At 70.4% G+C, this 23,462-nt stretch carries 22 protein-coding genes and 1 pseudogene; 16 read left to right on the forward strand and 7 right to left on the reverse strand.

The window, feature by feature from the left end:
- Positions 1-40: 40 nt before the first annotated feature.
- From AB4Y94_RS17380 to AB4Y94_RS17395, 4 genes are read left to right on the forward strand one after another with little or no spacing between them, the layout of a single operon-like run.
- Positions 41-412, forward strand: a complete 372-nt coding sequence (locus tag AB4Y94_RS17380) for a hypothetical protein (protein ID WP_441729275.1) — start codon at positions 41-43, stop codon at positions 410-412.
- 23 nt (positions 413-435) lie between these two features.
- Entirely contained in the window at positions 436-1,155 is a 720-nt protein-coding gene (locus AB4Y94_RS17385; protein ID WP_441729276.1) for a Type 1 glutamine amidotransferase-like domain-containing protein, read from the forward strand.
- 14 nt (positions 1,156-1,169) lie between these two features.
- Positions 1,170-1,898: a uracil-DNA glycosylase gene (locus tag AB4Y94_RS17390; RefSeq protein WP_441729277.1), complete on the forward strand. Its 729-nt coding sequence runs from the start codon at positions 1,170-1,172 to the stop codon at positions 1,896-1,898.
- A gap of 28 nt (positions 1,899-1,926) precedes the next feature.
- On the forward strand, positions 1,927-2,505 hold the full coding sequence (locus AB4Y94_RS17395; RefSeq protein ID WP_441729278.1) for a GNAT family N-acetyltransferase: 579 nt from the start codon (positions 1,927-1,929) through the stop codon (positions 2,503-2,505).
- A gap of 88 nt (positions 2,506-2,593) precedes the next feature.
- Here the strand turns inward: AB4Y94_RS17395 and AB4Y94_RS17400 are convergent, their stop codons facing one another.
- Positions 2,594-3,418: an SDR family NAD(P)-dependent oxidoreductase gene (locus AB4Y94_RS17400; RefSeq protein ID WP_441729279.1), complete on the reverse strand. Its 825-nt coding sequence runs from the start codon at positions 3,416-3,418 to the stop codon at positions 2,594-2,596.
- A gap of 214 nt (positions 3,419-3,632) precedes the next feature.
- Between AB4Y94_RS17400 and AB4Y94_RS17405 the strand changes: the two genes are divergently transcribed.
- The 8 genes from AB4Y94_RS17405 (at position 3,633) to AB4Y94_RS17440 (ending at position 13,140) form a co-directional block, all read left to right on the forward strand.
- Entirely contained in the window at positions 3,633-5,060 is a 1,428-nt protein-coding gene (locus AB4Y94_RS17405; RefSeq protein WP_441729280.1) for an amidase, read from the forward strand.
- A 575-nt stretch (positions 5,061-5,635) separates the two neighbouring features.
- Positions 5,636-6,097, forward strand: coding sequence for a Fur family transcriptional regulator (locus AB4Y94_RS17410; RefSeq protein WP_441729281.1), 462 nt, complete (start codon positions 5,636-5,638; stop codon positions 6,095-6,097).
- Between the two features lie 70 nt (positions 6,098-6,167).
- The gene (locus AB4Y94_RS17415) at positions 6,168-7,673 is read left to right on the forward strand and encodes a catalase (protein ID WP_441729282.1); all 1,506 of its coding nucleotides are present in this window, start codon (positions 6,168-6,170) and stop codon (positions 7,671-7,673) included.
- Between the two features lie 380 nt (positions 7,674-8,053).
- Positions 8,054-9,019 (forward strand): siderophore-interacting protein, encoded by a 966-nt coding sequence (locus AB4Y94_RS17420; protein ID WP_441729283.1) that lies wholly within the window; start codon positions 8,054-8,056, stop codon positions 9,017-9,019.
- A gap of 91 nt (positions 9,020-9,110) precedes the next feature.
- Positions 9,111-10,151 carry an iron-siderophore ABC transporter substrate-binding protein gene (locus AB4Y94_RS17425; RefSeq protein ID WP_441729284.1) on the forward strand — a complete coding sequence of 347 codons (1,041 nt, stop codon included), beginning with the start codon at positions 9,111-9,113 and terminating at the stop codon, positions 10,149-10,151.
- Positions 10,152-10,283: 132 nt separating this feature from the next.
- Positions 10,284-11,243 (forward strand): FecCD family ABC transporter permease, encoded by a 960-nt coding sequence (locus AB4Y94_RS17430; protein WP_441729285.1) that lies wholly within the window; start codon positions 10,284-10,286, stop codon positions 11,241-11,243.
- Positions 11,243-12,298 carry a FecCD family ABC transporter permease gene (locus AB4Y94_RS17435; protein WP_441729286.1) on the forward strand — a complete coding sequence of 352 codons (1,056 nt, stop codon included), beginning with the start codon at positions 11,243-11,245 and terminating at the stop codon, positions 12,296-12,298. Before AB4Y94_RS17430 ends, AB4Y94_RS17435 begins: the two co-directional genes overlap by 1 nt.
- Complete coding sequence (locus tag AB4Y94_RS17440; protein WP_441729287.1) at positions 12,277-13,140, forward strand: ABC transporter ATP-binding protein; 864 nt, start codon at positions 12,277-12,279, stop codon at positions 13,138-13,140. The genes AB4Y94_RS17435 and AB4Y94_RS17440 overlap by 22 nt, the downstream gene beginning before the upstream one ends.
- A gap of 23 nt (positions 13,141-13,163) precedes the next feature.
- On the opposite strand, the gene AB4Y94_RS17445 is transcribed toward AB4Y94_RS17440, so the two are convergent.
- The 6 genes from AB4Y94_RS17445 to AB4Y94_RS17470 all read right to left on the reverse strand — a co-directional run bounded on the left by AB4Y94_RS17445 (position 13,164) and on the right by AB4Y94_RS17470 (position 20,125).
- Entirely contained in the window at positions 13,164-13,562 is a 399-nt protein-coding gene (locus AB4Y94_RS17445) for a Fe-S oxidoreductase (protein WP_441729288.1), read from the reverse strand.
- Between the two features lie 4 nt (positions 13,563-13,566).
- The gene (locus tag AB4Y94_RS17450; protein WP_441729289.1) at positions 13,567-15,081 is read right to left on the reverse strand and encodes a dihydrolipoyl dehydrogenase family protein; all 1,515 of its coding nucleotides are present in this window, start codon (positions 15,079-15,081) and stop codon (positions 13,567-13,569) included.
- 88 nt (positions 15,082-15,169) lie between these two features.
- A complete protein-coding gene (locus tag AB4Y94_RS17455; RefSeq protein ID WP_441729290.1) occupies positions 15,170-15,970 on the reverse strand; it encodes a crotonase/enoyl-CoA hydratase family protein in 801 nt (266 codons plus the stop codon).
- Positions 15,971-16,198: 228 nt separating this feature from the next.
- Positions 16,199-17,029, reverse strand: a complete 831-nt coding sequence (locus tag AB4Y94_RS17460; RefSeq protein ID WP_441729291.1) for an arginase family protein — start codon at positions 17,027-17,029, stop codon at positions 16,199-16,201.
- A gap of 106 nt (positions 17,030-17,135) precedes the next feature.
- A complete protein-coding gene (locus tag AB4Y94_RS17465) occupies positions 17,136-17,915 on the reverse strand; it encodes a PspA/IM30 family protein (RefSeq protein WP_441729292.1) in 780 nt (259 codons plus the stop codon).
- A gap of 95 nt (positions 17,916-18,010) precedes the next feature.
- On the reverse strand, positions 18,011-20,125 hold the full coding sequence (locus AB4Y94_RS17470; RefSeq protein WP_441729293.1) for a TPM domain-containing protein: 2,115 nt from the start codon (positions 20,123-20,125) through the stop codon (positions 18,011-18,013).
- Between the two features lie 186 nt (positions 20,126-20,311).
- Here AB4Y94_RS17470 and AB4Y94_RS17475 point away from each other — a divergent pair, with 186 nt between their 5' ends.
- The 4 genes and pseudogenes from AB4Y94_RS17475 to AB4Y94_RS17490 all read left to right on the forward strand — a co-directional run.
- Positions 20,312-21,139 (forward strand): gamma-glutamyl-gamma-aminobutyrate hydrolase family protein, encoded by an 828-nt coding sequence (locus AB4Y94_RS17475; protein WP_441729294.1) that lies wholly within the window; start codon positions 20,312-20,314, stop codon positions 21,137-21,139.
- 139 nt (positions 21,140-21,278) lie between these two features.
- Positions 21,279-21,884, forward strand: coding sequence for a DinB family protein (locus AB4Y94_RS17480; protein ID WP_441729295.1), 606 nt, complete (start codon positions 21,279-21,281; stop codon positions 21,882-21,884).
- On the forward strand, positions 21,881-22,654 hold the full coding sequence (locus AB4Y94_RS17485; RefSeq protein ID WP_441729296.1) for a class I SAM-dependent methyltransferase: 774 nt from the start codon (positions 21,881-21,883) through the stop codon (positions 22,652-22,654). Before AB4Y94_RS17480 ends, AB4Y94_RS17485 begins: the two co-directional genes overlap by 4 nt.
- 209 nt (positions 22,655-22,863) lie before the next feature.
- Positions 22,864-23,462: pseudogene (locus AB4Y94_RS17490) on the forward strand (hypothetical protein); the annotation flags it as partial.

Consider the following 23,462-nt stretch of genomic DNA (forward strand, 5'->3'; position numbering starts at 1 on the left):
CGCAGGACTCTCCTGCGGTGACAACGTCACGGAGTCGTTCGTGGAATCGATCACAGATGGCCGCATGCGGGCAATCCTCCAGACGGCGGAAGCCTTCACCGTCGTCATTGCGCGGGACGGACCCAATCGCGAGGCGGACGGCGCCGACCGCGTCATCTGGGAACACGGCCGGCGAAACCTGCAACTCCGCGCCGACGGTGTGATGCCCGTCGTCCTGCCGATCAGCGACGGCACTGGCCTCGCGGGCGTTTTCGTCTTCGACCGGGGACCCAAGGAAGCGCGGCGGATCATGGACGGGGACCCGGCAGTGGTCGCCGGCATCTACGTCTACGACGTGCACCCCTGCCGCAGCTGGGCTGGAGACACCTTGCCCGGCACCGTGCCGCCGGCTGCGCCGCCCGCGAACGCCTGATCGCCCGCGGGTAGGCTCGACGCATGAGTGTGCACCTGGTAGGAGGCGGCTGGACGCCGCAACACGACGTCAACGTGTTCGGCCCGTTCCTGGCCGAGGCGACGACTCGCGCGGTCGAAGCGGGCCGGGTAGCCCCGCACATCGCAATCATCGCGGTGCGCGACGGCGACGCCGCAGAACACGCCGACAAGCTGGGCGCCGCGCTCTCCGCCGGTGGCCCGTTCGAAGCGGTCACCACCGCACTGCCCCAGGGCGGCCTGGTCGACCCGTCCGCCATAGCGGATGTCGACGGCATCGTCATCGGAGGGGGCCTCACCCCCGCCTATCTCCAGGCGGTGCTGCCGGTAGCCGAGCTCATCCGTCGTCTGGTGACCGCGGGGGTGCCCTATCTCGGCTTCTCGGCCGGCGCCATGATCGCCGCCGAACGCGCCATCATCGGCGGCTGGCAGATCGGCGGCGTGCCGGTGAGCCCGGCCGACGGTTCAGAGGGCGTCGACGAGGTCACTATCCAGCAGGGGATCGGCCTCCTCGACGTCACCGTCGACGTGCACGCCGCCCAGTGGGGCAACCTGTCCCGGCTCGTCGCTGCGACCGAGGCCGGACTGGTGGAGGGCGGCCTCGCAATCGACGAGAGCACTGCCTTGATCATCGGTGACGGAACGCTGGGCGCCGTGGGCGCCGGAAGCGTCTGGCGGGTCAGCCAGGTCGACCGGGGTGTGCTGGTCGGCACCTTCGGCGCCTGAGCGGCATCGGCGTGATGTCCACCCCGTTCCGCGAACGGATGCCGCGTCAGGCGCAGCCGGGTTCGCTCGCCGACCTCGGCACGCCGGGCCTGGTCCACCCGGAGTGGGCTGCCGCGCTGGCCCCGGTCACCGCGCAGCTGGCGCAACTGGAGGGCTTCCTGGCCGCGGAGTCCGCAGCCGGCCGCACCGTCCTGCCCGCCGGCGACAACGTGCTCAGGGCATTCCGGTACCCGCCGGACACCGTGCGGGTGCTGATCGTCGGGCAGGACCCGTACCCGACGCCCGGGCACGCGATCGGCCTCGCCTTCGCCGTTGACCGGGAGGTGCGCCCGGTGCCCCGGAGCCTCGCCAACGTCTATACGGAATTGCACAGCGACCTGGGCATCGACCCGCCGGCCCACGGCGACCTCACCCCGTGGGCCGAGCACGGTGTCATGCTGCTGAACCGGGTGCTCACCGTCGAAGCCGGGGTGACCGGGTCGCACCGGCGGCGCGGCTGGGAGGCCGTGACCGAGCACGCCATCCGCACCCTGGTCGCACGGAACCAGCCGCTGGTCGCCATCCTCTGGGGGCGGGATGCGGCGGGGGTCCAACAGTTCCTCGGGCCGACGCCGGTGATCGAATCGGCCCACCCCAGCCCGCTGTCGGCCAGCCGTGGATTCTTCGGTTCCCGGCCTTTCAGCCGGGCGAATGCGCTGCTGGCCGAGCAGGGTGCGCAGCCGGTCGACTGGTCGCTCGGGTAATCTGGAATCGATCGAAAGGAAGTGCGCGTTGCTCGAGGAGGAATACCAGCCGAGGCGACGATTGCCACGCCATCTGCGCCCGGTCCCCGACCCGGAGCCGGCATTCGAGTACTCGATGCGCGACGCCACGGCCCGGGACCTGCCCTACGTGCGGGAGATCTACAACTACTACGTCGCGAACAGCACCGTCACCTTCGATGAGGACGCGATGACCCTGGCCGAATGGCGCGACAAGTTCGCCTACCTGGCCCGGCTCAACATGCCGTTCATCGTCGCGGAGTCGCCGCGCGGCCAGATCCTCGGCTACGCGCTGGTCTCACCGTGGAAGCAGAAGAAGGCCTACCGGTTCACGGTGGAGAACTCGATCTACCTCGGCGCGGCATCCACTGGCAAAGGCCTGGGACGCGCGCTGCTCGCAGAGCTGATCGAACGGTCGAAGGCCGCAGGGCTCAAGGAGATCATCGCCGTCATCGCCGACCAGGGCGCCGATGCGTCGATCAAGTTGCACTCCGACTTCGGGTTCGAGGAGATCGGCCGCATGGGCAAGGTCGGGTTCAAGTTCGAGCGCTGGCTCGGCACCGTGCTGATGCAAAAAAGCCTCAAGTAGATCCCGCGAAAACGCACTTGTTGGGTTTAAAAGCCCCGGATAACCCCAACGAGTGCGTTCTCGGCGAGGAGAGAATGGGGCGCGGGCGCTAGTTGGTGCGGCCGGGGATGCTGTGGCGGCCGATGGTGGCCAGCACCACGCGACGCGGCGCGAGCGTCGTCAAGCGCGCGTACACCGTGTTCTGCGCACCGGGGACGACGTGCGGTGGAACGGATGCCCGGTCCAGCGCCGCGAAGGTCGCCTTCATCACGTCGTCCACCTCCATGTAGCCGCCGTACGCCGCCTCTTCGTTCTGGGCCACCCGGCGGAACTCGGTGCGCACCGAACCGGGACACACCGCGGTGACCTTCAGACCGGCGCGCCGGGTCTCATACCAGAGCGCCTCGGTGAAGCTCAGTACGTACGCCTTGCTGGCGCCGTACACCGCCATGTGCGGCACCGGCTGGAATGCGGCGAGGCTGGCGAGGTTCACCAGGGCGGCGCTGTGCGGATTCTCCAGCGCCGTCTTCAGGAGGTCGGGCAGCAGGGCCTGAGTCAGGGCGGTGAGGGTGCGCACGTTGACGTCCACCTCCTCCATCTCCCTGGCCGGGTCGAGGTCGACGAAGTTGCCGTAGGTGCCGAACCCGGCGCTGTTGACCAGGGTGCCGACGGTGACGCCGCGGTCATGCAGGTCGGCGACCAGGACTGAAGCGGCATCCGCCCTGGCCAGGTCCATCGGGATCACGGTGGACTCGGTGCCGTACTTCTCGGCCAGCTCGACCGCGAGGCCCTCGAGCCGGTCCTGCCGGCGGGCGACGAGAACGAGGTCGGCGCCGCGTTCGGCGAGCTGGTGCGCGTAGCCGATGCCGAGCCCGCTCGAGGCGCCGGTGACGAGTGCGGTGGTTCCGATCGGGTTGTACGTTGCGCGGCCCATGGGTCAAGGCTAGCGCCGGCGGGGCGCAGGGCGCGGGGTCGTGCACGAAGAAGCATGACGGATGCCGCGCTCGCGCTTCCTCGAAGCGCGCACGTGTTGGGGTCGCTCGGCGGTCACCCGGCCGCCGACGCGACACCGACCCCGCCCCGAACGCTGCGCCCGCCACCGACCTGCTGTGAGCGGCCGCCGAGCCGACGGTGGCTAGGCTCGGGGAATGGCCGAACTGCACGAGCTCTCCGCACTCGAACAATGGCAGGCGCTGCAGCGCAGCGAGGTGAGCCCGGCCGAGCTGACAGAGCACTACCTCCGCCGCATCGACGCACTGAACCCCGGCCTCGGCGCCTTCGTCACCGTGACAGCGGATGCCGCCCTCGCGCGGGCCCGTCACGTCGAGGCTGCGGTCCCGCGCACCGTGCCGCTCTGGGGCCTGCCGTTCGGCGACAAGGACCTGCAGCTCCGGGCCGGGGTTCCAGCGCGGTTCGGGTCGCGGCTGATGGCGGACTTCGTGCCCGACGAGTCGGACGACCTGGTGCGGGCGCTCGACGACGCCGGCGCGGTGAGCCTCGGCAAGACCAACACACCGGAGTTCGGCTTGCCCTCGTACACCGAGAGCCTCGCGTCACCGCCGGCCCGGAACCCCTGGGACCCGTCTCTCGGCGCCGGAGGCTCGAGCGGAGGAGCCGCGGTCGCCGTCGCCGCCCGGATGCTGCCGTTCGCACCCGGCTCCGACGGTGGCGGTTCCGTTCGTATTCCTGCCGCGGCATGTGGGCTTGTGGGAGTGAAGCCGTCGCGCGGGAGGGTGCCGGCGGCATCCGGAATCGACAAGCTCGGGGGCCTCGGCGTGGCCGGCCCGCTGGCTTGCACTGTCACGGACGCGGCCCTGCTGCTTGACGCGATGATCACCCCGCGCGGTGGCCGCCCCGAGCATCACTTCGCCCTGCGCGCGCCGGGCGCTGACGTTCCGCTGCTGGCGTCCGCGGTGCGCGGCGAGGGCCGGTTCCAGCTCGGGGTGATGACGACGTCGGCCTGGGACGACGCCTACGAGATCACCCTCGACCCTGAAGCGATCGTGGCGCTCGACGCGGCCGTGGCCGAATTCTCGGCGCTCGGGCACGGCATCGAACCGGCCGCGTTGCTGCAGGACGACACCTACCCGCCCGCGTTCCGCACCATCTGGCAGGCCAGTGCCGCCGGGATCCCGGCCGAGACGCCGGAGGCTGAGCAGTTACTGGAGCCGCTCACCCGCTGGCTGCTGCACCGCGGTCGCGCGCTGTCGGCCCGCGTGCTCGCTGAGGCCCTCGCGGCCTTGGCCGCCTACGAGCGCTCGTTCATCGCACAACTGTCGCGGTTCGACGCGGTGCTCACGCCCGCCCTGGCGCTGACCCCGCGGCCGGTCGGTTGGTACGACCAGGACGACGGTGAGCGGAACTTCGAGCAGCAGGTGCAGTACACGCCGTTCACCTCCATGATCAACGTGTCGGGACTGCCGGCGATCGTGCTGCCGGTGCACCAGACCAGTGCCGGCCTGCCGATGGGCGTGCAGCTGATCGGGCGCCCGGGCGGCGAGGCGACCCTGTTCGCCCTCGGCGCCCAACTTGAGCGGCGCATCCGCTGGCAGCACCGGGTCCCGCCCGGGGTCTGACCCACGCGCCCCGTCACGCCCTGCCCTGCCTGGTATCGGGACCCGCGCCCGGTTACGCCCTGCCCGGATCTTCCCGCGCGCCCGAAGTGGCGAGGCGCTACCGCTATGGCGGGCGCGTGGCGCCGTTTCAGGCGCGCATCCTCACGTCCCGCCCGGAAACCTCACCCGCGACCCGTCACGATCGGGAGCGCTGGGGTGCCACCCGGAATCTGACCCCGCGCCCCGCGACCCGCCTCGGCCCCGCCCGCGCCCTCGTCGCGCCCGAAACGGCGGGGCGCTACCGCTAAGGCGGGCGCGTGGCGCCGTTTCGGGCGCATCCTCGCGTCCCGCCCGGAAACCTCACCCGCGACCCGTCACGATCGGGAGCGCTGGGGTGCCGCCCGGAATCTGACCCCCCGCCCCGCGCCCCGCTACCCGCCTGGCCCCGCCCGCCCACCGCGCCCTGCCCGTCGGCGCGCCCGAATCGGCGGGGCGCCACCGCCACGGCGGGCGCGCGGCGCCGTTTCGACCGCGCCTTGATCGCCCGCCCCTGCGGGTTGTTTTGAGTGACTCAAAACAACCGCTAGGGTGGAGGCATGGCAACGGGAGTGCACGAGACAGCGGATGCGGGGGAGCAGGCTCTTGCGGACAGCATCCGCTCGGCGGGCCTCAAGCTCACGGCGCCCCGCCTTGCCGTGATGCACGCCCTCGCCGACGCCCCGCACGCCGACGCCGAGCACCTGTTCGCCGCGGTTCACGCCGACCTTCCGGGCACGTCGCTGCAGGCCGTATACGGGGTGCTGACCGCCCTCACCGGGGCCGGGCTGGTGCGCCGGATCGAACCGGCCGGTTCCCCGGCGCGCTTCGAGCGCCGTGTCGGCGACAACCACCACCATGCCGTCTGCAGCCGCTGCAGCGCGGTGCACGACATCGAATGCGTCGTGGGCGAGGCGCCCTGCCTGACGCCGGCCGATACTGGCGGGTTCGCCGTGCAGTCGGCGGAGGTCACCTTCTGGGGACTCTGCGCGAACTGCCAGCGGGAGCTCGCCCAGTCGTGACCGGTCCCACCCGCCGCGCCCGCCGCATCCGTTCTTATTCCTGTCGACCAACCGAACCCAAGGGAGCACTATGACCGACGCCACGCCGAAGCCCACCACCTCGCAGACCGGCACGCCGATTGCCAGTGACGCGCATTCGCTGACCGCCGGACCGGACGGCGTGACCGCGCTGCACGACCGGTACCTGGTCGAGAAGCTCGCGCAGTTCAACCGCGAGCGGATCCCGGAGCGCATCGTGCACGCCAAGGGTGGCGGAGCGTTCGGTGAGTTCGTCGTGACCGAAGACGTGTCGCGGTTCACCACGGCCGCCGTGTTCCAGCCCGGCGCCCGCACCGAGACCCTGCACCGCTTCTCCAGTGTCGCCGGCGAGATGGGTTCGCCCGACACCTGGCGCGACGTGCGCGGCTTCTCGGTGAAGTTCTACACGACAGAGGGCAACTACGACATCGTCGGCAACAACACCCCGGTGTTCTTCATCCGCGACGCCATCAAGTTCCCCGACTTCATCCACTCGCAGAAGCGCCTCCCGGGCAGCGGCCTCCGCGATGCCGACATGCAGTGGGACTTCTGGACTCTCTCCCCGGAGTCCGCGCACCAGGTCACCTACCTGATGGGCGACCGTGGCCTGCCCCGCTCCTGGCGTGAGATGCCCGGATTCGGCTCCCACACCTACCAGTGGATCAATGCCGCCGGCGAGCGCTTCTGGGTGAAGTACCACTTCACCTCGAACCAGGGCAACATCGAGATCGAGGGTTCAGAGGCCGAGCTCATCGCCGGAGCGGATGCCGACTACTACCGCCGCGACCTGTACGAGGCGATCGAGGCCGGCAACTTCCCGTCGTGGGACGTACACGTGCAGGTGATGCCGTACGAAGACGGCAAGACCTACCGGTTCAACCCGTTCGACGTCACCAAGGTCTGGCCGCACGCCGACTACCCGCTGATCAAGGTTGGGACGCACACCCTGAACCGCAACCCGCAGAATCACTTCGCCGAGATCGAGCAGGCGGCGTTCTCGCCGGCCAACCTGGTTCCGGGCATCGACGCCAGCCCGGACAAGATGCTGATGGCGCGCATCTTCTCCTACCCAGACGCGCAGCGCTACCGCCTGGGCGCCAACTACAACCAGATCCCGGTGAACTCGCCGCACGCGGCTCCGGTGAACACCTACACCCAGGACGGCGCGAGCCGGCACACCTTCAACGCGCCGACCACGCCGGTCTACGCCCCGAACTCCCTCGGCGGCCCGGAAGCGGATGCCGCTGCCGCGGGCGCCGGAAGCTGGGAGAGCGATGGCGCCCTGGTGCGCGCGGCGGCGACCCTGCGCTCCGAGGACAGCGACTTCGGCCAGGCCGGCACGCTGTACCGCGAGGTTTACGATGACGCGGCGAAGGCCCGCTTCCTGGAGACCATCACCGGCGCGGTCAGCGGAGTGACCCGTGACGAGGTGCGCGAACGCGCCATCTGGTACTGGACCCAGGTCGACGCCACGCTGGGTGCGGCCCTGCGCCTGAACCTCGCGTCGGGCGCGGAATCCGCCAACGAGGCCGCCGAGTACGTGGGCGTCGCCGAGTAGCTCGACCCGCACAACCTGGTGAGGGGCCAGCTTGTCCTGGTGCAGCGCGTCTGCGACCAGGACAAGTCGGCCCCTCAATGGTGTGGGGAGCGGGCGTCGGCCGGGCAGCCCTCCAACGGATGCTCCGCGACGTCCACGGCGGTCACACCGTTCGGATCGGCCGAGTGGACAACTTAGGTAAGGACGCGCTCTTACACTCAGCTACAACGGCACGTCCGTCGTGCACGAGGCATCCATCGAACTGGCGCCAGGCCGGATCACTGCCTTGGTCGGCCCCAACGGGAGCAACCGCCTGACGGACCGGTACGGCGTCCGCCAGGCCCGGCTGGGCGTCCCCCAGGCGGGTTTGTGACTTAGGTTAGGCATGCCATACTTAGGGCGTGCTTACTTCGACGATCGCCCCCGCTCCGGCCGCGACTGCCGCGGCCCCCGCCCCGGTGAGACCCAGCTACCGGCCCTTCGCGGTATCCGTCGCGGGCATCCGTCGCCTCTCTGACACGTTCACGCGGGTCACCTTCACCGGCCCGGACCTGCACGACTTCGGCACCGTCGGCCTCGACCAGCGGGTCAAGGTCATCCTGCCGCTGCCCGAGGTCGGCATCTCGCCGCTGCCGGACGACGAGTCCTGGTACCAGGCCTGGCGCCTGCTGCCCGACACGCACCGCAACCCGATCCGCACCTACACGGTGCGCGCCGTGCGTCCCGCCGCGCGGGAGATCGACATCGACTTCGTGGCCCACGGTGAGGCCGGCCCGGCCTCCCGCTGGGTCACCCACGCCGCCATCGGCGACGAACTCACCATCGTCGGCCCGAACGCCCTCGGCGAGAACCCGCACTCCGGCGTGGAATGGCGCCCCGGTGACGCCCGCTCGGTGCTGCTGGCCGGCGACGAGACCGCGGCGCCCGCGATCTGCGCGATCCTCGCGGCGCTGCCCCGCGACGCCCGCGGCTGCGCGTTCATCGAAGTGCCACACGAAGCGGATGCCATGGACACCGCCGCCCCCGACGGCGTGCAGGTCACCTGGCTGGCCCGCGCGAAGGCCGCCGGCCAGCACGGCACAGCGCTCGAAGCTGCCGTGCGCGACTGGACCACCCGGTCAGTGAGCATGGCAGAGACGGGACCGGCGCTGCCGGTCGGCCGGCTCGCCGATGTCGACATCGAACACGACATCCTCTGGGAAGTGCCGGAGGAGACCCACCGTGGCGCCGACCTCTACGCCTGGCTGGCCGGAGAGGCGGGGGTCATCAAGACCCTCCGCCGTTTCCTGGTCTCGGAGACCGGCATTGACCGCCGTCAGGTCGCCTTCATGGGCTACTGGCGAGCCGGCCACGCCGAAGCCAACTAGCACCGGCTCGATCCACGAATCCACGCCCCACACCCATCCCCACGCGCCACCGAAGGGAACCACTGTGCGCCTGAACCACTCGATTCGACCGATGTCACGAGGCTTCACAGCGCGCGCTGCCACGTCAGTGGCGATCGCCGCCGCAGCTGCACTGCTCCTCGCCGGCTGCGCCACGGGTTCCACCGGCGCCGGCGCCTCGGAGCCGGCCGCGGCGAGCGACGGGTCCTTCCCGGTCACGATCAGCAGTTCCCTCGGCGATGCCGTCATCCCGAGCATTCCCAAACGCATCGTCACGATCGGGTGGGGCACCGCTGACACCGTCGTGGCACTCGGCACGACCCCGGTCGGCGTCGAGGCGGCAACCTGGGGCGGCGACAAGGACCAGTACTTCCCCTGGGTGCGTGACGCGATCGAAGCCAGGGGTGACACGCTGCCGACCACCTTCAACGTCTACCCGGAGATCGATGTCGAGTCGATCCTCGCCCTGGGGCCCGACCTGGTCCTGGCCCCCCAGTCCGGCATCTCGGCCGAGGAGTACGCCACCCTCTCCGCCGTCGCCCCCACCGTCGCCTACCCCGGTGACGCGTGGCGCACCGCCTGGGACGACCAGATCGAGATCATCGGCAAGGCGATGGGCAAGAGCACGGAAGCGGCGGCCCTGGTCTCCACCGTCAAGACCGAAATCGCCGACGCTGCGGCCCAGTATCCGGGCTTCACGGGCCTGAGCTTCGCCTACGTCTATGCCGCCGAGCCCGGCACGCTGTCGCTGTACCAGGCCGGCGACCCGCGGGTCGACCTCATCTCGGGCCTCGGCATGACCCTCGACCCGACAGTCGCCGCGGTGCCCCTGACCGCCGGGACGTTCAGCTCCACCGTCGGCCTGGAGCGGGCCGACCTGCTGAAGAACGTGGACGTGGTGTTCACCTGGTTCAACGACGCGGCCAACCAGAAGACCATTGAGGCGCAACCGCTGTTCGCGCAGATCCCGGCGGTCGCGCGCGGCTCCTATGTGCCGAGCATCGACAACCAGCTCGGCATGGCGTCCAGCATGATCACGCCGCTGTCCGTGCCGTGGGCGCTCGACAAGTACATTCCGATGATCGCCGACGCCGCGGCGAAGGTGACGAAATAGCGGGCGCAGTAGCGTAGGGCTCATGCACCGCTCCGAAGCGCGATGACGCTCGCCTCCAGCCTGCCGAGGGCCGGGACCCCGGTCCACGGCCCTCGCAGGCGCGCGCCCCTGAGACTGGCGGGCCTGGCCGTCATGGTGGTCGTCCTGGGCCTGGTCGTGCTGCTCAGCCTGGCCGTCGGCACCAAGTCGCTGCCACTGGCGGATGTCTGGAACGCGCTCCTGGGTCAGGGCGGCGCGGGTGACGGCTACGCGGCCACCGTCGTCGCCAGTCGCATCCCGCGCACCGTCCTCGGCCTTCTGGTCGGGGCGAGCCTCGCGGCGGCCGGTGCCGTGATGCAGGGAATCACGCGCAACCCGCTCGCCGACCCCGGCCTGTTCGGGGTGAATACGGGAGCGGCGGCCGCGATTGTCACGGGTTCCGCGTTCCTCGGGCTCGGTTCCGCGGCGACCAGCGTCTGGGTGGCCCTGCCCGGCGCGTTCGTCGCCGTCGTCGTGGTGTACCTGATCGGGTCAGGCCGTGGCCGGGCGACACCGGTGCGCCTGGTGCTGGCCGGTGTCGTGGTCTCCGCGGTGCTGGCCGCCTACATCCAGGCGGTCACCCTGAGCCTGCCGAAGGTCTTCGACTCCTACCGGTTCTGGGTGATCGGGTCGCTCGCCGGCCGCGACCCGCAGCTCGCTGTCGACATCCTCCCGTTCGTCGTCGTCGGATTGCTGCTGGCGCTGGCGCTCGCCGGCTCGCTCAACGCTCTGGCCCTCGGCGACGAGACCGCCCGGGCGCTCGGCGCGCACGTCGGACGCACCCGCATCCTCGGTGCCGTGGCGACCACCCTGCTGTGCGCGGCGTCGACCGCCGCGGTCGGGCCGATCGCCTTCGTCGGGCTGGCCGTGCCGCACATCGTCCGCTCGGTCACCGGCAGCGATCACCGCTGGCTGCTGGCGTACTGCATTGTCGTCGGTCCGGCATTGCTGCTCGCAGCGGATGTGATCGGCCGCGTCATCGTCAGCCCGGCCGAGCTCATGGTCGGCATCGTCATGGCCTTCGTGGGAGGCCCGATACTGCTGCTCGTGGTGCGCCGGATGAGGGCGGCCTGATGGCGGCCGCGAGCGGTCCAGCCGACCCGGGCGGCGTCATCCGTTTCGGAACCTGGCTGAGCATCCCGGTGCGGCGCCGCTCGCTCACCATCGGGTCGCTGCTTCTGCTCGGGCTCCTCGTGGTCGCTCTGCTCACCCTCACCCTCGGGCGGCTCGGTATCGCACCCGGCGACCTCATCGCGGCCGTCCTCGGCGGCGGCACCGGACCCGACCGGATCGTGTTCGGTGTGCTGCGTGGCCCGAGGCTGGCCACCGCGATCGCGGCCGGAGCCGCGTTCGCCGTGGCCGGCACGCTGTTCCAGACCGTCACCCGCAACCCCCTCGGCAGCCCCGATGTGATCGGCCTCACCGCGGGTGCATCCGCCGGCGCCGCCGCCTTCGGGCTGCTCTGGACCGGCATCCTGCCGCTGCCCGTCGGCGCACTGGCCGGCGCCCTCGCCGCGATGGCGCTGGTCTGGCTCGGCACCGGCCGTGGCTTCTCGTCGCCCAGCCGCATGCTCCTGGTCGGCATCGGTGTCTCGGCGATGGCCCTCGCGTTCGTGCAATACGTGATCTCCCGGGTCGGCCTCGAGCAGGCGACGGTGCTCGCCGCGTACCTCACCGGCAGCCTCGCTGCCCGAAACTGGGGCCACGCCGCGATCATCTGGGTGTCCATTGTGCTGCTGGTGCCGTGCGCGCTGGTCCTCAGCCGCCGGTTGCAGCTGGTGGAGATGGGCGACGAACAAGCGGATGCCCTCGGCGCGCGCACCGCGAACACCCGTCTGCTGGCCATCCTGGTCGCGATCGGGCTGGCAACGGCGGCCGTCACCGTGTCCGGCCCGATCGCGTTCATCGCCCTGGTCGCCCCGCAGATCGCCAAGCGCCTCAGTCGCACGCCCGGGCCGGCGGTGCTGCTCGCCGCGCTGATGGGCGCCTTCCTGCTCACCCTCGCCGACCTGCTCGCACAGCAGCTGCCGTTCGACGTGCAACTACCGGTGGGCATCCTCACCGCAACGCTCGGCGGCCTGTACCTGGGCTACCTGCTCATCACCGAATGGAAGAAGGGGACCGTCTAGTGGCTTCCATCGATCGTGCCAGCGACCGGGCGACCGGGAGCGGCGCCGGCAGAAGCCGGCTCTCCGCACGCGACCTCCGCCTGGCCTATGACCGCCGCGTCGTCGTGGACGACCTGTCGATCGACATCCCCACCGGTGGCTTCACCGTGATCGTCGGCCCGAACGCCTGCGGCAAGTCCACCCTGCTGAAAGCCCTGTCCCGCACGCTCCGGCCGGCGGCCGGCCGGGTGCTGCTCGACGGGAAGCCGATCGACTCCTACCGCAGTCGCGCCGTGGCCCGGCAGCTGGCGATGCTGCCGCAGAGCCCCATCGCGCCGGAGGCGATCACCGTGCGCGACCTCGTCGGGAGGGGGCGGTACCCGCACCAGGGCCTGCTGCGGCAGTGGTCGGCCGACGACGAACGGGCCGTGGCCGACGCGCTCTCCCGCACCGGCAGTGACGAACTCGCCGACCGCTACGTGGCCGAACTCTCCGGCGGCCAACGCCAGCGGGTGTGGATCGCCATGGTGCTCGCCCAGCAAACCGAGTTGCTGCTCCTCGACGAGCCGACGACGTTCCTCGACATCGCCCACCAATACGAGGTGCTCGAGCTCTGCGCCCGGCTTCACCGGGAGGGCCGCACCCTGGTCGCGGTGCTGCACGACCTCAACCAGGCCGCCCGCTACGCGACGAACCTGGTCGTGATGAAACAGGGCCGCATCGTCGTCCAGGGCGACCCGGCCGGAATCCTCACCGCTGACCTGGTGCAGGACGTCTTCGGCCTGCCGTGCGTGGTGATCGACGATCCCGAGTCACACACGCCGCTGGTGATCCCGCGGGACGGCACCGCCGGCATCCGCTGACTGGATGATCTCGACAGGCTCGATCAGCGGTGGTCGAGCTTGTCGGTGGTCGAGCTTGTCGAGACCCCCAGGTAGCCACCCTTGGCCAGGCCGGCCTGGATCTCCCATCGGTTCTTCAACGGATCACGCCCGGCGAGCAAGTAGAGCAGCGGGAAGACCATGCCGTACCGCTGCCACTGCCGTTTGTGCACGGCCTCGTGTTCGAGCACGTCGTCTGACACGTTGTGGTTGGTCAGGTAGCATCCGCCCACGCACGACCCGCCACGACCGAAAGCCCATTTCGGCAGGCCGCGGAAGACGATCAGGCCGCCGCGCCGTTCGACCCGTCCGGTGCTCCACACGGAGCCCCAGAGAAGGCCGACCGCGGTGGCATAGAGGTAACCGGCACGGCTGAGGGGGGAGTCGAAGAGGAGACGGCGCACGTCCCTAGCGTAGGTCGTCAGGCCGACCGTAGGCTTCGAGGAAGCGCAGCCACACCTCGCTGATCGTGGGATAACTGGGAACGGCGTGCCACAGCCGGCTGATCGGCACCTCGCCGACGATCGCGATCGTCGCCGCGTGCAGCAGTTCGGCCACGTCCTGCCCGACGAACGTCACCCCGAGCAGCACCTCACGGTCGAGGTCTACCACCGCGCGGGCCTGCCCGGAGTAGTCATCCGCCAGCTCGGTGGTGCCGGCAAGGTTGTAGAGGTCGTAGTCCAGCGAACGGATGCGGTATCCCGCCTTCTCGGCGGCCGCCGCGGTGAGCCCCACCGATGCCACCTCCGGATCGGTGAACGTCACCTGCGGAACGGCGGTGTGGTCTGCTGTCGCCACGTGCGCACCCCAGGGCGCGTCGTCGACCGGCTTGCCGGTGGCCCGTGCGGTGATCACATCGCCGGCCGCCCGCGCCTGGTACTTGCCCTGGTGGGTGAGGAGCGCGCGGTGGGTCACGTCCCCGGTGGCGTACAGCCAGCCGTCGGCGAGGTCGGGGGAATCGCCCTGGACCCTCATGGTGTCGTCGACGCTGAGCCAGTCGCCCGGCGCCAGCCCGACCTGGTCCAGGCCGATGTCATCGGTGCGCGGGACGCGTCCGGTGGCAACGAGCACCTCGGTCGATGTCACCGTTTCGCCGTTGGACAGGGAGAGTTCAACGCGGCCGGCCTGGTTCCGCACCACCTGCAGCGGCTTCGTGCCCGAGTGCACGGTCACGCCGTTGGTGCGCAGCCCCTTCGTCACCATCTCACCGGCGAACGGCTCCGTCCCGCGGAGGATCTCGCTGCGGGCGATGAGGGTGACCCGGCTGCCCAGCGACGCGTAGGCCTGCGCCATCTCCACCGCCGTCACACCGCCGCCGATGATCGCCAGGCTCTCCGGGATCGTCTGGGCGGATGTCGCATCCCGGCTCGACCACGGATCGACCGTGTCGAGGCCGGGGATGTCGGGGAGCAAGGGGGCCGAACCGGTGCTCACCACAACGGCGTGGTTCGCCGTCAGTACGGTGAGGTTCCCGTCGCTGCCGGTGACGGTCACTTCGCGCACGCCGCTCAGCCGCCCGAATCCTCGAACCAGGGCGATCCCGGTCGAGTCCAGCCAACTCACCTGGCCCTCATCCGACCACTCGTGCACGATGGTGTTGCGGCGCTTCAGCACGGCCAGTGGATCGACGTCGCCGGTGACCGCCTCACGCGCACCGCCGACGCGTCGGGCGGCGTTCACGACGGCGCCGCTTCTCAGCAGCGCCTTGGACGGCATGCAGGCCCAGTACGAGCAGTCGCCGCCGACGAGTTCGCTCTCGACTATCACCGTGGACAGGCCACCCTGCACGGTGCGATCGGCCACGTTCTCGGCTACGGCGCCCCCGCCGAGCACGATCACGTCGTAGGTCTGCCGTGTTGTCTTGCCGGTCGCGGGCGTGGCGGTCCCTGGCGTCGGGTCGCCGGTCTCTGGTTCAGTCGTCATTGCGTCCCCTGTCCAAGCGGTGTGCTGGCAGCCTACCCCGGGGCATCCGCTGACCGACAGTGATCAGCGGGGACGCCCAGGCGGCCGCTCAGCGGCCGATGAATTCCGCCGGCCGCCGGGTGAAAAAGGATTCCATTCCGATGCGGGCGTCTGCGGTGGCGGCCAGCCGGGACAGGGTCGGCTGCAGCTCGGCTTCGGCGGCGGCGCTGCCGTCCCGTACCGCGGTGCGGGCGTTTGCGAGGGTGGCCTGGACGGCCAGCGGTGCCTGCGCCGCGATGCGTTCGGCCAGCTCGAGGGCGCGGTCGAACTGGGTGCCGTCCGGGACGACCTCCTGCACCAGCCCGATGCGGTGCGCCTCGCCGGCGTCGAACGTGTCGCCGGTGAGGATCCACCGCATCGCGTTGCCCCAGCCGGCGGCGCGCGGGAAGCGGATCGTTGCCCCGCCGAACGGCAGGATTCCGCGGGCGACTTCGATCTGGCCGAACGTCGTGGACTCGGCGGCGACGACGATGTCGCTGGCGAGCATCAGCTCGATGCCGAGGGTGAGGCAGGTTCCCTGCACGGCGATCACCACCGGCTTGCTCAACGACTGGCCGTCGACCTGCCACGGGTTGATCCCGCCGTCCGGCACGATGTCGATGCCGGCGGGTCCCAGGCGGGGGCCGATGTCGGCGAGGTCGAGGCCGGCGGTGAAGTGGTCGCCGATCGCGTGGACCAGCCCGGCGCGGAGCTCGGGGTCCCGCTCCAGCTCACCGTAGGCGAGGGCGAGCTGCTGCAGCAGGGCGAAGTCGGCGGCATTGCGCTTCTCGGGCCGGTTGAGGCCGATCAGCAGCACGTGGCCGCGGCGTTCGGTGATGATCCTCGGCTGCTGGTCCTCTGAGTCGGCCACGTGTCTCCCTCGACGGCACCGGCGCCACCTGCGCCGCTACGCGGACTCCATGCTAGCGAGCGGCACGACGGCCGTGCACATCCGGGAGCGGGCCGTGCGCAACAGCGGGGATTTTCCCCGCAACGGCCCTATTCGCACGATTTCGGGCGGGAATGTGGAAAATCCCCGCTGTTGTGCACAACGACCGCCAAGGCGGCCCTGGGGCCGAGGCGCCAGCAGCTCACCGGCTCAGCGGGTCAGGGCGCCGATCAGCCGCAGGATCGCGGACAGGTCGTCGCCTGCGGCATCCGGTGACGACGGTGCGAAGCCGGCGATGGTGGCGCCGGCCAGGCCGAATTGCGCCCGGAGCTCGATGATCGCGGCGGAGAGCGCCTGCACGCTGAGCCCGAACGGCAGCGGGTTGGCGAGGCCCTGGAGTTCGGCCGGGTCGAGCACGTCGAGGTCGATGTGGAGGTAGACCCGGCTCGCGCCGGTGGCGCGCACGGCGTCGACCAGCGCATCAACGGAGGCCACGGCATCCGTGGTGAGACTGGCCACCCCGCGCTCGGCGATCAGCACGTCCTCGGCGGGGTCGAGGTCGCGCGTTCCGGCCAGCACCACGCGTTCCAGCGGCACGGCGCCGGGGCCGAGCGCCAGCCCGTCCGCACCCTCGCCGGTGATCGCGCGCAGCACCATCCCCGTGAAGGCGCCCGAGATCGATGACTCGGGCGTGTGGAGGTCGGCGTGCGCGTCGAACCAGACCACCGCCAAATCTTCCGGGTGCCGCAGCGACGCCGACTCGACGGCGGCGAGGGAGACGCCGCAGTCGCCGCCGATGGTGAGCGCCCAGTCCGGGAGCGTGTCGAGGGCCGTGGACATCCGCTCACGTACCGTCAGGAGGGCCGAGTAGCGATGCACGCCGCTGCCCTGGGCGTCGCCGGCTTCGGAGGGGACGTCGACCAGGCGGGTGACGGATGCCGGCAGGTCGCCCCGGATCGCCTCCGCGCCGTCGCTCAGGCGCATCGCGCGGGTGGACACCGAACCTTGCCACTGCGGCACGACAACGTATGTGGGGGACACGCTCACCAGTATGCTCCGTTGCGCGCACACCCCGTCCCGCGAAAACGCACTTGTTGGGCTTAAACGGGCGTCATAACCCCAACAAGTGCGTTCTCGGCGGAGGAGGCTACTGCTCCAGGGAGGCGGGGGAGGCGGAGGAGGAGGAGGAGGAGGAGGAGGAGGAGGAAGAGGAGGAGGAGCCCGCCTTCAGCGCGGCAAGCCGGGCGTCGACCTCGGTGAGTTCCCCGATGTCTTCGAGGCTCTCGAACTGGGCGTCCAGGCTGGACGCCGCCAACTCGCTCGCCCCGCGCACCTTCGCCTCCTCGCGACGGATCTTGTCCTCGAACCGGCTGACCTCGCTGGTCGGGTCCATGATGTCGATGCTCTTCACTGCGTCCATCACCTGGGTCTGTGCCTGCGCCGTCTTCGCCCGCGCGATCAATTCGTCACGCTTGGACGAGAGCTGTCCGAGCTTCTCCTTCATCGCGTTGAGGCCATTCTTGAGCTGGTCGACCACCGTGGTCTGCGAGGCGATCTGCGGCTCCGCGGCCCTTGCTTCCTTCTCGGACTGAAGCTGGCGGCCGAGCGCGACCTTGGCCAGGTTGTCGAACTTGTCGGCATCCGTCGCGTTGCCGGCGGTGCGCAACTCGTCGGCCTTGCGGCTGGCGGCGAGCGCCTTATTGCCCCATTCGCCGGCGGCCTCCACGTCTTCCCGGTGGTCGTCCTCGAGCAGTCGAAGGTTGCCGATGGTCTCCGCGATGGCGCTCTCGGCGTCGGCGATGCTGTTGGTGTAGTCGCGCACCATCTGATCGAGCATCAACTTCGGGTCCTCGGCGGAGTCGAGCATTGCGTTGATGTTGGCCTTCGCCAGCTGGGCGATGCGGCCAAAGATGGACTGTTTCGTCATTGCAGTGTCCTTTCGGGTATTACTCGGTTGGGATGGTGAGACGTGCTGGGCGGATGCTCCGGGTGGGAACCAGGTGAGGTCGTGTGGGTGGATGGTCAGAACCGGCCGCCTCCACCGCGCCGGGACCGGGTGCCGCTGCCGCCGAAACTTCCGGCACTGCCGAAGCCTCCGCCTCCTCCGCGGCGGCCGCCGCCGCCGAACATCCCGCCTCCGCCGCCGCCGAACATTCCGCCTCCGCCTCCACCGAGCACGGAGTTGATGATGATGCCGCCGAGGATGGCACCCATCATGCCGTTGCCACCGCCGGAACTGCGTCCGCCGCCGAGCATGCCGCCCGAGCCGATACCGGCGTCGCCGAATCCGCTCACGTCGTCCTGGGCCAGACGGATCGCCTCAGCGCCGAGCGAATTGGCCCGCTCGGCGACGGCTAGTGCCGCGGGCGGGTCGGATTGCGCCAACGACTCCGCTTGAACCAGGAGCCTGCCGGCCTCGGCCAGTCGCGTGCGCGCCTCGGCGCCGACCGCACCGCGCCGCGCAGTGATGAAGTCCTCCGCTGCCGACACCTGGCTGCGAGCGGTCAGCATGGTGTGCCCGAGCGCCGCCTGGGCACGTTGCGCCTGCGCCTGCGCATCCCGCACGCTGTTCAGCATCGCATCCATCTGCTGGTTCGCCGCCTCGAGGCGCCTCACGAGGTCGAGGGGGTTGATCGGTCCGGCGGCCAGTCGGTTCTGTGCATCGGCGACCACTTGCTCGGTCGCGGCGATCACACCGGGAGCGCCGGCTGCGGCCCCGGCGCTCGTGCCGGCCGGAAGTGCGCGGGCGCTGATCAGGTCGGTTTGCAGGTCGGTGATCGTCGCGGTGACATCCTGCGCGGCGTCCTTCAGGTCGGCGGCGCGGCGGTCGATGGCGTCGAGCAGCAGTTTGGCCTGCTCTGTCGCGTCCTCGGCGGCACGGATGCCCACCGCCGCGGCGCCGCTGTCGCCGGCCGTGAGTTTGCCGTTCGCGTCGGCCAGGGCCGCCTGGGCGAAGGTGACCCGTTCCCGCGCCTGCGCCGGGTTGTCTGAGACGGTGGCGATCGCCGCCGGGGTGTAGCCCTGCGCGAGCGACGCCAACTGGGTCTCGGCCTGGCCGATCCGCTGCAGCAGGCCCGGGAATTCGGCTGCAACGGATGCCGCGGCTTGCGGGGCGTTCTTTTCGAGCGCGCGGAGCTCGTCGAAGGAGTCGGCCTGTTCGTCCAGCGCCGCGTTGGATTTCTCGCAGAGGGCGATGATTTCGGAGTACCAGGCGCGGGCCTGTTCCTCGGTGTCTGGGACGGCGTCGTCGAGCTTCTGTTGCAGTGTGAAGGCCTGCGTGATCTGCTGCTTGGCGGTAGCCAACGCGGCGCGGAACGGCTGGGCGGCCTCGGTCCCGTACTGGGCGATCGCGAACCCGAGTTCCTGCTCGCTGGTCTTGATCGCGTCGTCGGTTTGCACGAGGGCGCTGCCGGCGCGCTGCTTGAGTTCGGCGGTGGGAATCGGCGGAGCGCCCGTCGCCCCGCCTACGCCGCCGGTCGAGCCTGCCCCGGTGGTCGGGCCTGTCGAGACGCGCCGTCGCCGTGCCACCAGGAAGATGATCGCCCCGATGACCAGGACGGCGATGACAAGGAGCCAGAGGAATCCCCAGCCGTTCCCGCCACCGCCGGGCGCCACCTCGCCGGGCGTGATGTCTGGCGCGGTGACGGCCTCCCCGTTGATGGTCGCCGCGAGTCCTTCCGCGGCGCCGATCCCGGCGCCGGCCCAGTCGTTCTCTCGCAACGCGGGCTCGACCGCATTGACCTGCACGTCCGTGAGTTGCGCATCCGTCAGCTGGAAACCGGGGTCAACGGACAGCTGGTACTGGCGGTCGCCGGTCGCGACGGCGAGGAGCACGTCGTTGACGCCCATGCCGTTCTTGTCCGCGGTCTGTGCGGCCCACTGCTGCCGGTCGGCTGCCCCGGTGAAGCTGTCGACGTAAACCACGTACAGGTCGACCCGGGTATCGGCGTACAGCGAGTCGATCGCCGCCTGCACCTCGGGTTCGCGGTCGCCCAGGGCGCCTACTTTGTCGGCGATGTGGCTGGAGGAGAAATCAACCGGATCCTCGGCGTGAGCCGCAGTGGGCATCCCCACCAACGCCACGGCCAGCAGTCCGGCCCCCAGCGCCCATCGTCTTCGCCCCCGTTGTGCCCGCATCGCCCACCTTTTCGCATCGATACCGCTCACGCCGAGCTTAGAGGCACCCCCGGTGAACGTCCAGAAGAGCGGCAGCCTCCGGGGCCGCCAACGCTTCCCCATCACCGCACGCGGCCGGACGGCTGCATGTTGCGGCCTGTTACGCGGCCGGTCGCGGCATCCGCTGCCTCTCTGCAGACTGGGTTCATGACCACCGCCGACGCGCCGCACCGTGCCGCGCCGCACCGTGCCGCGACGCACCGTGACGCGACGCACCGTGCCGTGCCGCACCGTGCCGTGCCGCAGCTTGCCGTCGTCGAGGTCACGCGTGAACGCCCAGACCAACCCGCGTATCACGCCAAGGTGCAGACCTTGATCGGTAGGGTCGTGCGCGATGCCGAACGTGGCGGGTGGCGGGCCACGCGGTATGCCGCAGCGGATGCCACCACGAGCGAGTTGCTCGCAGCGACCGCCGGCGCGGACGCCATCGTCATCGTCGGTGGTGAGGACATCGCTCCCCATTACTACGGCGGCCAGCCCGGTTATGAAGGGGAATCGCGTCACTACGCTCGGGCCGACGAGGGCCAGATCGCCGTGGTGCGGCGCGCACTCGCCGAGGGCACGCCCCTTCTCGGGATCTGCCGTGGCCTCCAGATCATCAACGTGGCCCTCGGCGGTACGATCGTGCAGCACATCGGCGACGGCGGCATCCACCGCAACGCGGGGGTGCCGATCGAGCAGGTCCTCTCCACGCACGGTGTCACACTCTTGGCCGACAGCGGCCTGGCCCGGGCGTTCGGCGAATGGGAGATCGAAGTGCAGAGCGCGCACCACCAGGCCGTCGGTGCCCTCGGCACCGGGCTCGTCGCAGCTGCACTCGCTCCGGACGGCCTCGTCGAAGGGCTCGAACACGAGTCGGCGCCGATCACCGGGGTGCAGTGGCACCCGGAGGCTCCAGGCGCCCCGTCGGACCAGCTGCCGCTCCTGCTGGCATCGCTGCAGGACCAACTCGCGCCGGTGTACGTCGCGGCCTGACCCGTCGCATCCGCTGGTCGCATGCGTTGGTCGCATGCGTTCGCGCCGTCTGCGGCCCCGCGATGTAAGCGGATGCCCCGGTGAAGGCGGGTTCGCCGGCACGCGAGCGTGGCCCGGCGGAATCTGGGAGGGTAGTGGGATGACCGACTACACTGCGAAGGCCGACCTCCATCGCTACCTGCGAGCCGGCCGCGAGGCGCTGCTCTGGAAGCTCGAGGGCCTGTCGGAATACGACGTTCGACGCCCGCTCGTGCCGACCGGCACCAACCTGCTCGGGCTGGTCAAACATGTGGCCAGCGTCGAAGCCGGGTACCTCGGTGACGTCTTCGGTCGGCCGTTCGGTGAGGCGTTGCCGTGGCTTGCCGACGACGCCGACGTGAACGCCGATATGTGGGCCACCCGGGACGAGTCCCGGCAGAGCGTGATCGAGCTGTACCACCGGGTGTGGTCGCACTCCGATGCCACGATCGACGCGCTGCCGCTCGACGCTCCGGGCCGCGTGCCGTGGTGGGCCGACGATCGGAGCGACGTGACGCTCCACCAGATCCTGGTTCACATGATCGCTGAGACCCACCGGCACGCCGGGCACGCGGACATCGTGCGCGAGCTGATCGATGGTGCCGCGGGGATGCGGAAAGACAACGACAACCTCCCGCCGGCCGACGACGGCTGGTGGGAGACCTATCGGGCGACGCTGGAAGCCACGGCCAGGGATGCCGGTGGCATCGGAGACGCCGACCGTTGAGCGGTGAACATGACGATGGCTGGTCGCGCATAGCAGCGGACTGGTCAGTGCTGTGGGGCGGGTTCGCCGAGCCTGCTCGCCGCGCGGTCGTCGAGACAACCCGGATCGGCCCGGGTTCGCGGGTGTTGGATGTCGGGTGCGGGAGCGGCGAATTCCTTGCACTGGTCACGGAGCTGGGGGCGATCGGCGTCGGCATCGACCCGGCACCTGGAATGGTTGAACGGGCACGGACGCTGGTTCCGGGCGTCGACGTGCGCGTCGGTTCGGTGGAGCGGGTTCCCTGGCCGGACGCGTCATTCGACGTCGTCACCGCCGTCAACTCACTGCAATTCGCGGAGGACACCGTGGATGCACTGCGTGAGATCGTGCGCGTGGTCATTCCAGGCGGACTGGTCGCGGTTGCCAATTGGGCAGAAGCCGCCCGGAATGACCTCAGTGTGATTGAAGAAGCAGTGGCGCTCGCTGCGGGTGAGCGGATGCTCCCGGACGGCGACCTGCGGCAGCAGGGTGGGCTCGAGGAACTCTTCGCGGAGGCCGGACTCGACCTTGTGGCCGGCCGGCTGGTCGAGCTGCCCTGGGAACCAGCGGCTGACGACACCCTGGTGCGCGGCGTATTGCTTGGAGAGGACGAAGCCGGCCTTGAGGCGGGAGCGGCGACTGTGATCGAAGCGGCGCAACGGTTCCGGGTGGCTGCGGGCGGTTACCGGCTGGTGAATGCATTCCGCCTCGCCGTGGGTCGCACGCCGGCGGGTGGCACGCTGGCCGATTGACGGCTCGGCAGCGCGACTGATTGGCGGCTCGGATTTAAGGCTCGGCAGCGCGTGTGCTGACGCCGGGCGGACGGCGCGAGAGTCGGGCGCCTCGGCGGCCGGCCGGAGAGTTATCCACAGGCGAAATTCGTCAGAGAGTTATCCACAGGTGCTGGTCAGCAGGCATTTCCGGGCGCTGGAATGTCGGTGGTGGGTGAGACCCTGGGGGCATGGAAAACACACCACTCCCACCCGGTCGGTACCGACCGGCGCCGCCGCCGCCCGATGTCACGACCGGCACGCAGCGGGGCGTCCCCGCCGACACCGGGCCTTGGCCCGACGCTCCTGCCGACCCCATTGCAGACACCCTGCCCGACGCTCCTGCCGTCCCCATTTCAGGCACCCGGCCCGACACCACCGCCCCGCCCGACGCCGTCCCGCCCGTCGCCGGCGTTTCGGGTGCTGTCGGGTTGTCGCCGGGGGCGGTGTTCCTGGATGAGCAGTGCCGGCTGCTGGACGCGGTGTTCGACGCGGACCGGGTGGTCGCTGCCGCGTTCGCGGCGCGGGCGGTCGCGATCGACGCGGTCCGGGTCCACAGCGAACGTGACCGCGGGGTGTCGGTGTTGAGTCCGGTGATCGCCCGCCGGTCGCTGGTCGCGGAACTCGGGTGCGGGCTGCGCCTCCCGGCGCCGTCCGCGGAGAACCTGCTCGAGGAGTCCCGGGCCCTGGTGCATACCCTCCCCGACACCCTCGCCGCCCTGGCGGCGGGGGACGCCGGGTACCGGCACGCGCAGATCCTGGTCGCTGAGACCAACAGCCTGACCGTGGA

Source organism: Glaciibacter sp. 2TAF33, assembly GCF_052114945.1.
In the GTDB taxonomy this organism is placed as follows: domain Bacteria; phylum Actinomycetota; class Actinomycetes; order Actinomycetales; family Microbacteriaceae; genus Cryobacterium.

Coding starts and splice junctions, on each gene's coding strand:
- AB4Y94_RS17385 (WP_441729276.1), top strand. CDS start 436: ATGAGTGTGCACCTGGTAGGAGGCGGCTGGACGCCGCAACACGACGTC.
- AB4Y94_RS17390 (WP_441729277.1), top strand. CDS start 1,170: ATGTCCACCCCGTTCCGCGAACGGATGCCGCGTCAGGCGCAGCCGGGT.
- AB4Y94_RS17400 (WP_441729279.1), bottom strand. CDS start 3,418: ATGGGCCGCGCAACGTACAACCCGATCGGAACCACCGCACTCGTCACC.
- AB4Y94_RS17405 (WP_441729280.1), top strand. CDS start 3,633: ATGGCCGAACTGCACGAGCTCTCCGCACTCGAACAATGGCAGGCGCTG.
- AB4Y94_RS17410 (WP_441729281.1), top strand. CDS start 5,636: ATGGCAACGGGAGTGCACGAGACAGCGGATGCGGGGGAGCAGGCTCTT.
- AB4Y94_RS17415 (WP_441729282.1), top strand. CDS start 6,168: ATGACCGACGCCACGCCGAAGCCCACCACCTCGCAGACCGGCACGCCG.
- AB4Y94_RS17425 (WP_441729284.1), top strand. CDS start 9,111: ATGTCACGAGGCTTCACAGCGCGCGCTGCCACGTCAGTGGCGATCGCC.
- AB4Y94_RS17430 (WP_441729285.1), top strand. CDS start 10,284: ATGGTGGTCGTCCTGGGCCTGGTCGTGCTGCTCAGCCTGGCCGTCGGC.
- AB4Y94_RS17435 (WP_441729286.1), top strand. CDS start 11,243: ATGGCGGCCGCGAGCGGTCCAGCCGACCCGGGCGGCGTCATCCGTTTC.
- AB4Y94_RS17440 (WP_441729287.1), top strand. CDS start 12,277: ATGGAAGAAGGGGACCGTCTAGTGGCTTCCATCGATCGTGCCAGCGAC.
- AB4Y94_RS17450 (WP_441729289.1), bottom strand. CDS start 15,081: ATGACGACTGAACCAGAGACCGGCGACCCGACGCCAGGGACCGCCACG.
- AB4Y94_RS17465 (WP_441729292.1), bottom strand. CDS start 17,915: ATGACGAAACAGTCCATCTTTGGCCGCATCGCCCAGCTGGCGAAGGCC.
- AB4Y94_RS17470 (WP_441729293.1), bottom strand. CDS start 20,125: ATGCGGGCACAACGGGGGCGAAGACGATGGGCGCTGGGGGCCGGACTG.
- AB4Y94_RS17475 (WP_441729294.1), top strand. CDS start 20,312: ATGACCACCGCCGACGCGCCGCACCGTGCCGCGCCGCACCGTGCCGCG.
- AB4Y94_RS17480 (WP_441729295.1), top strand. CDS start 21,279: ATGACCGACTACACTGCGAAGGCCGACCTCCATCGCTACCTGCGAGCC.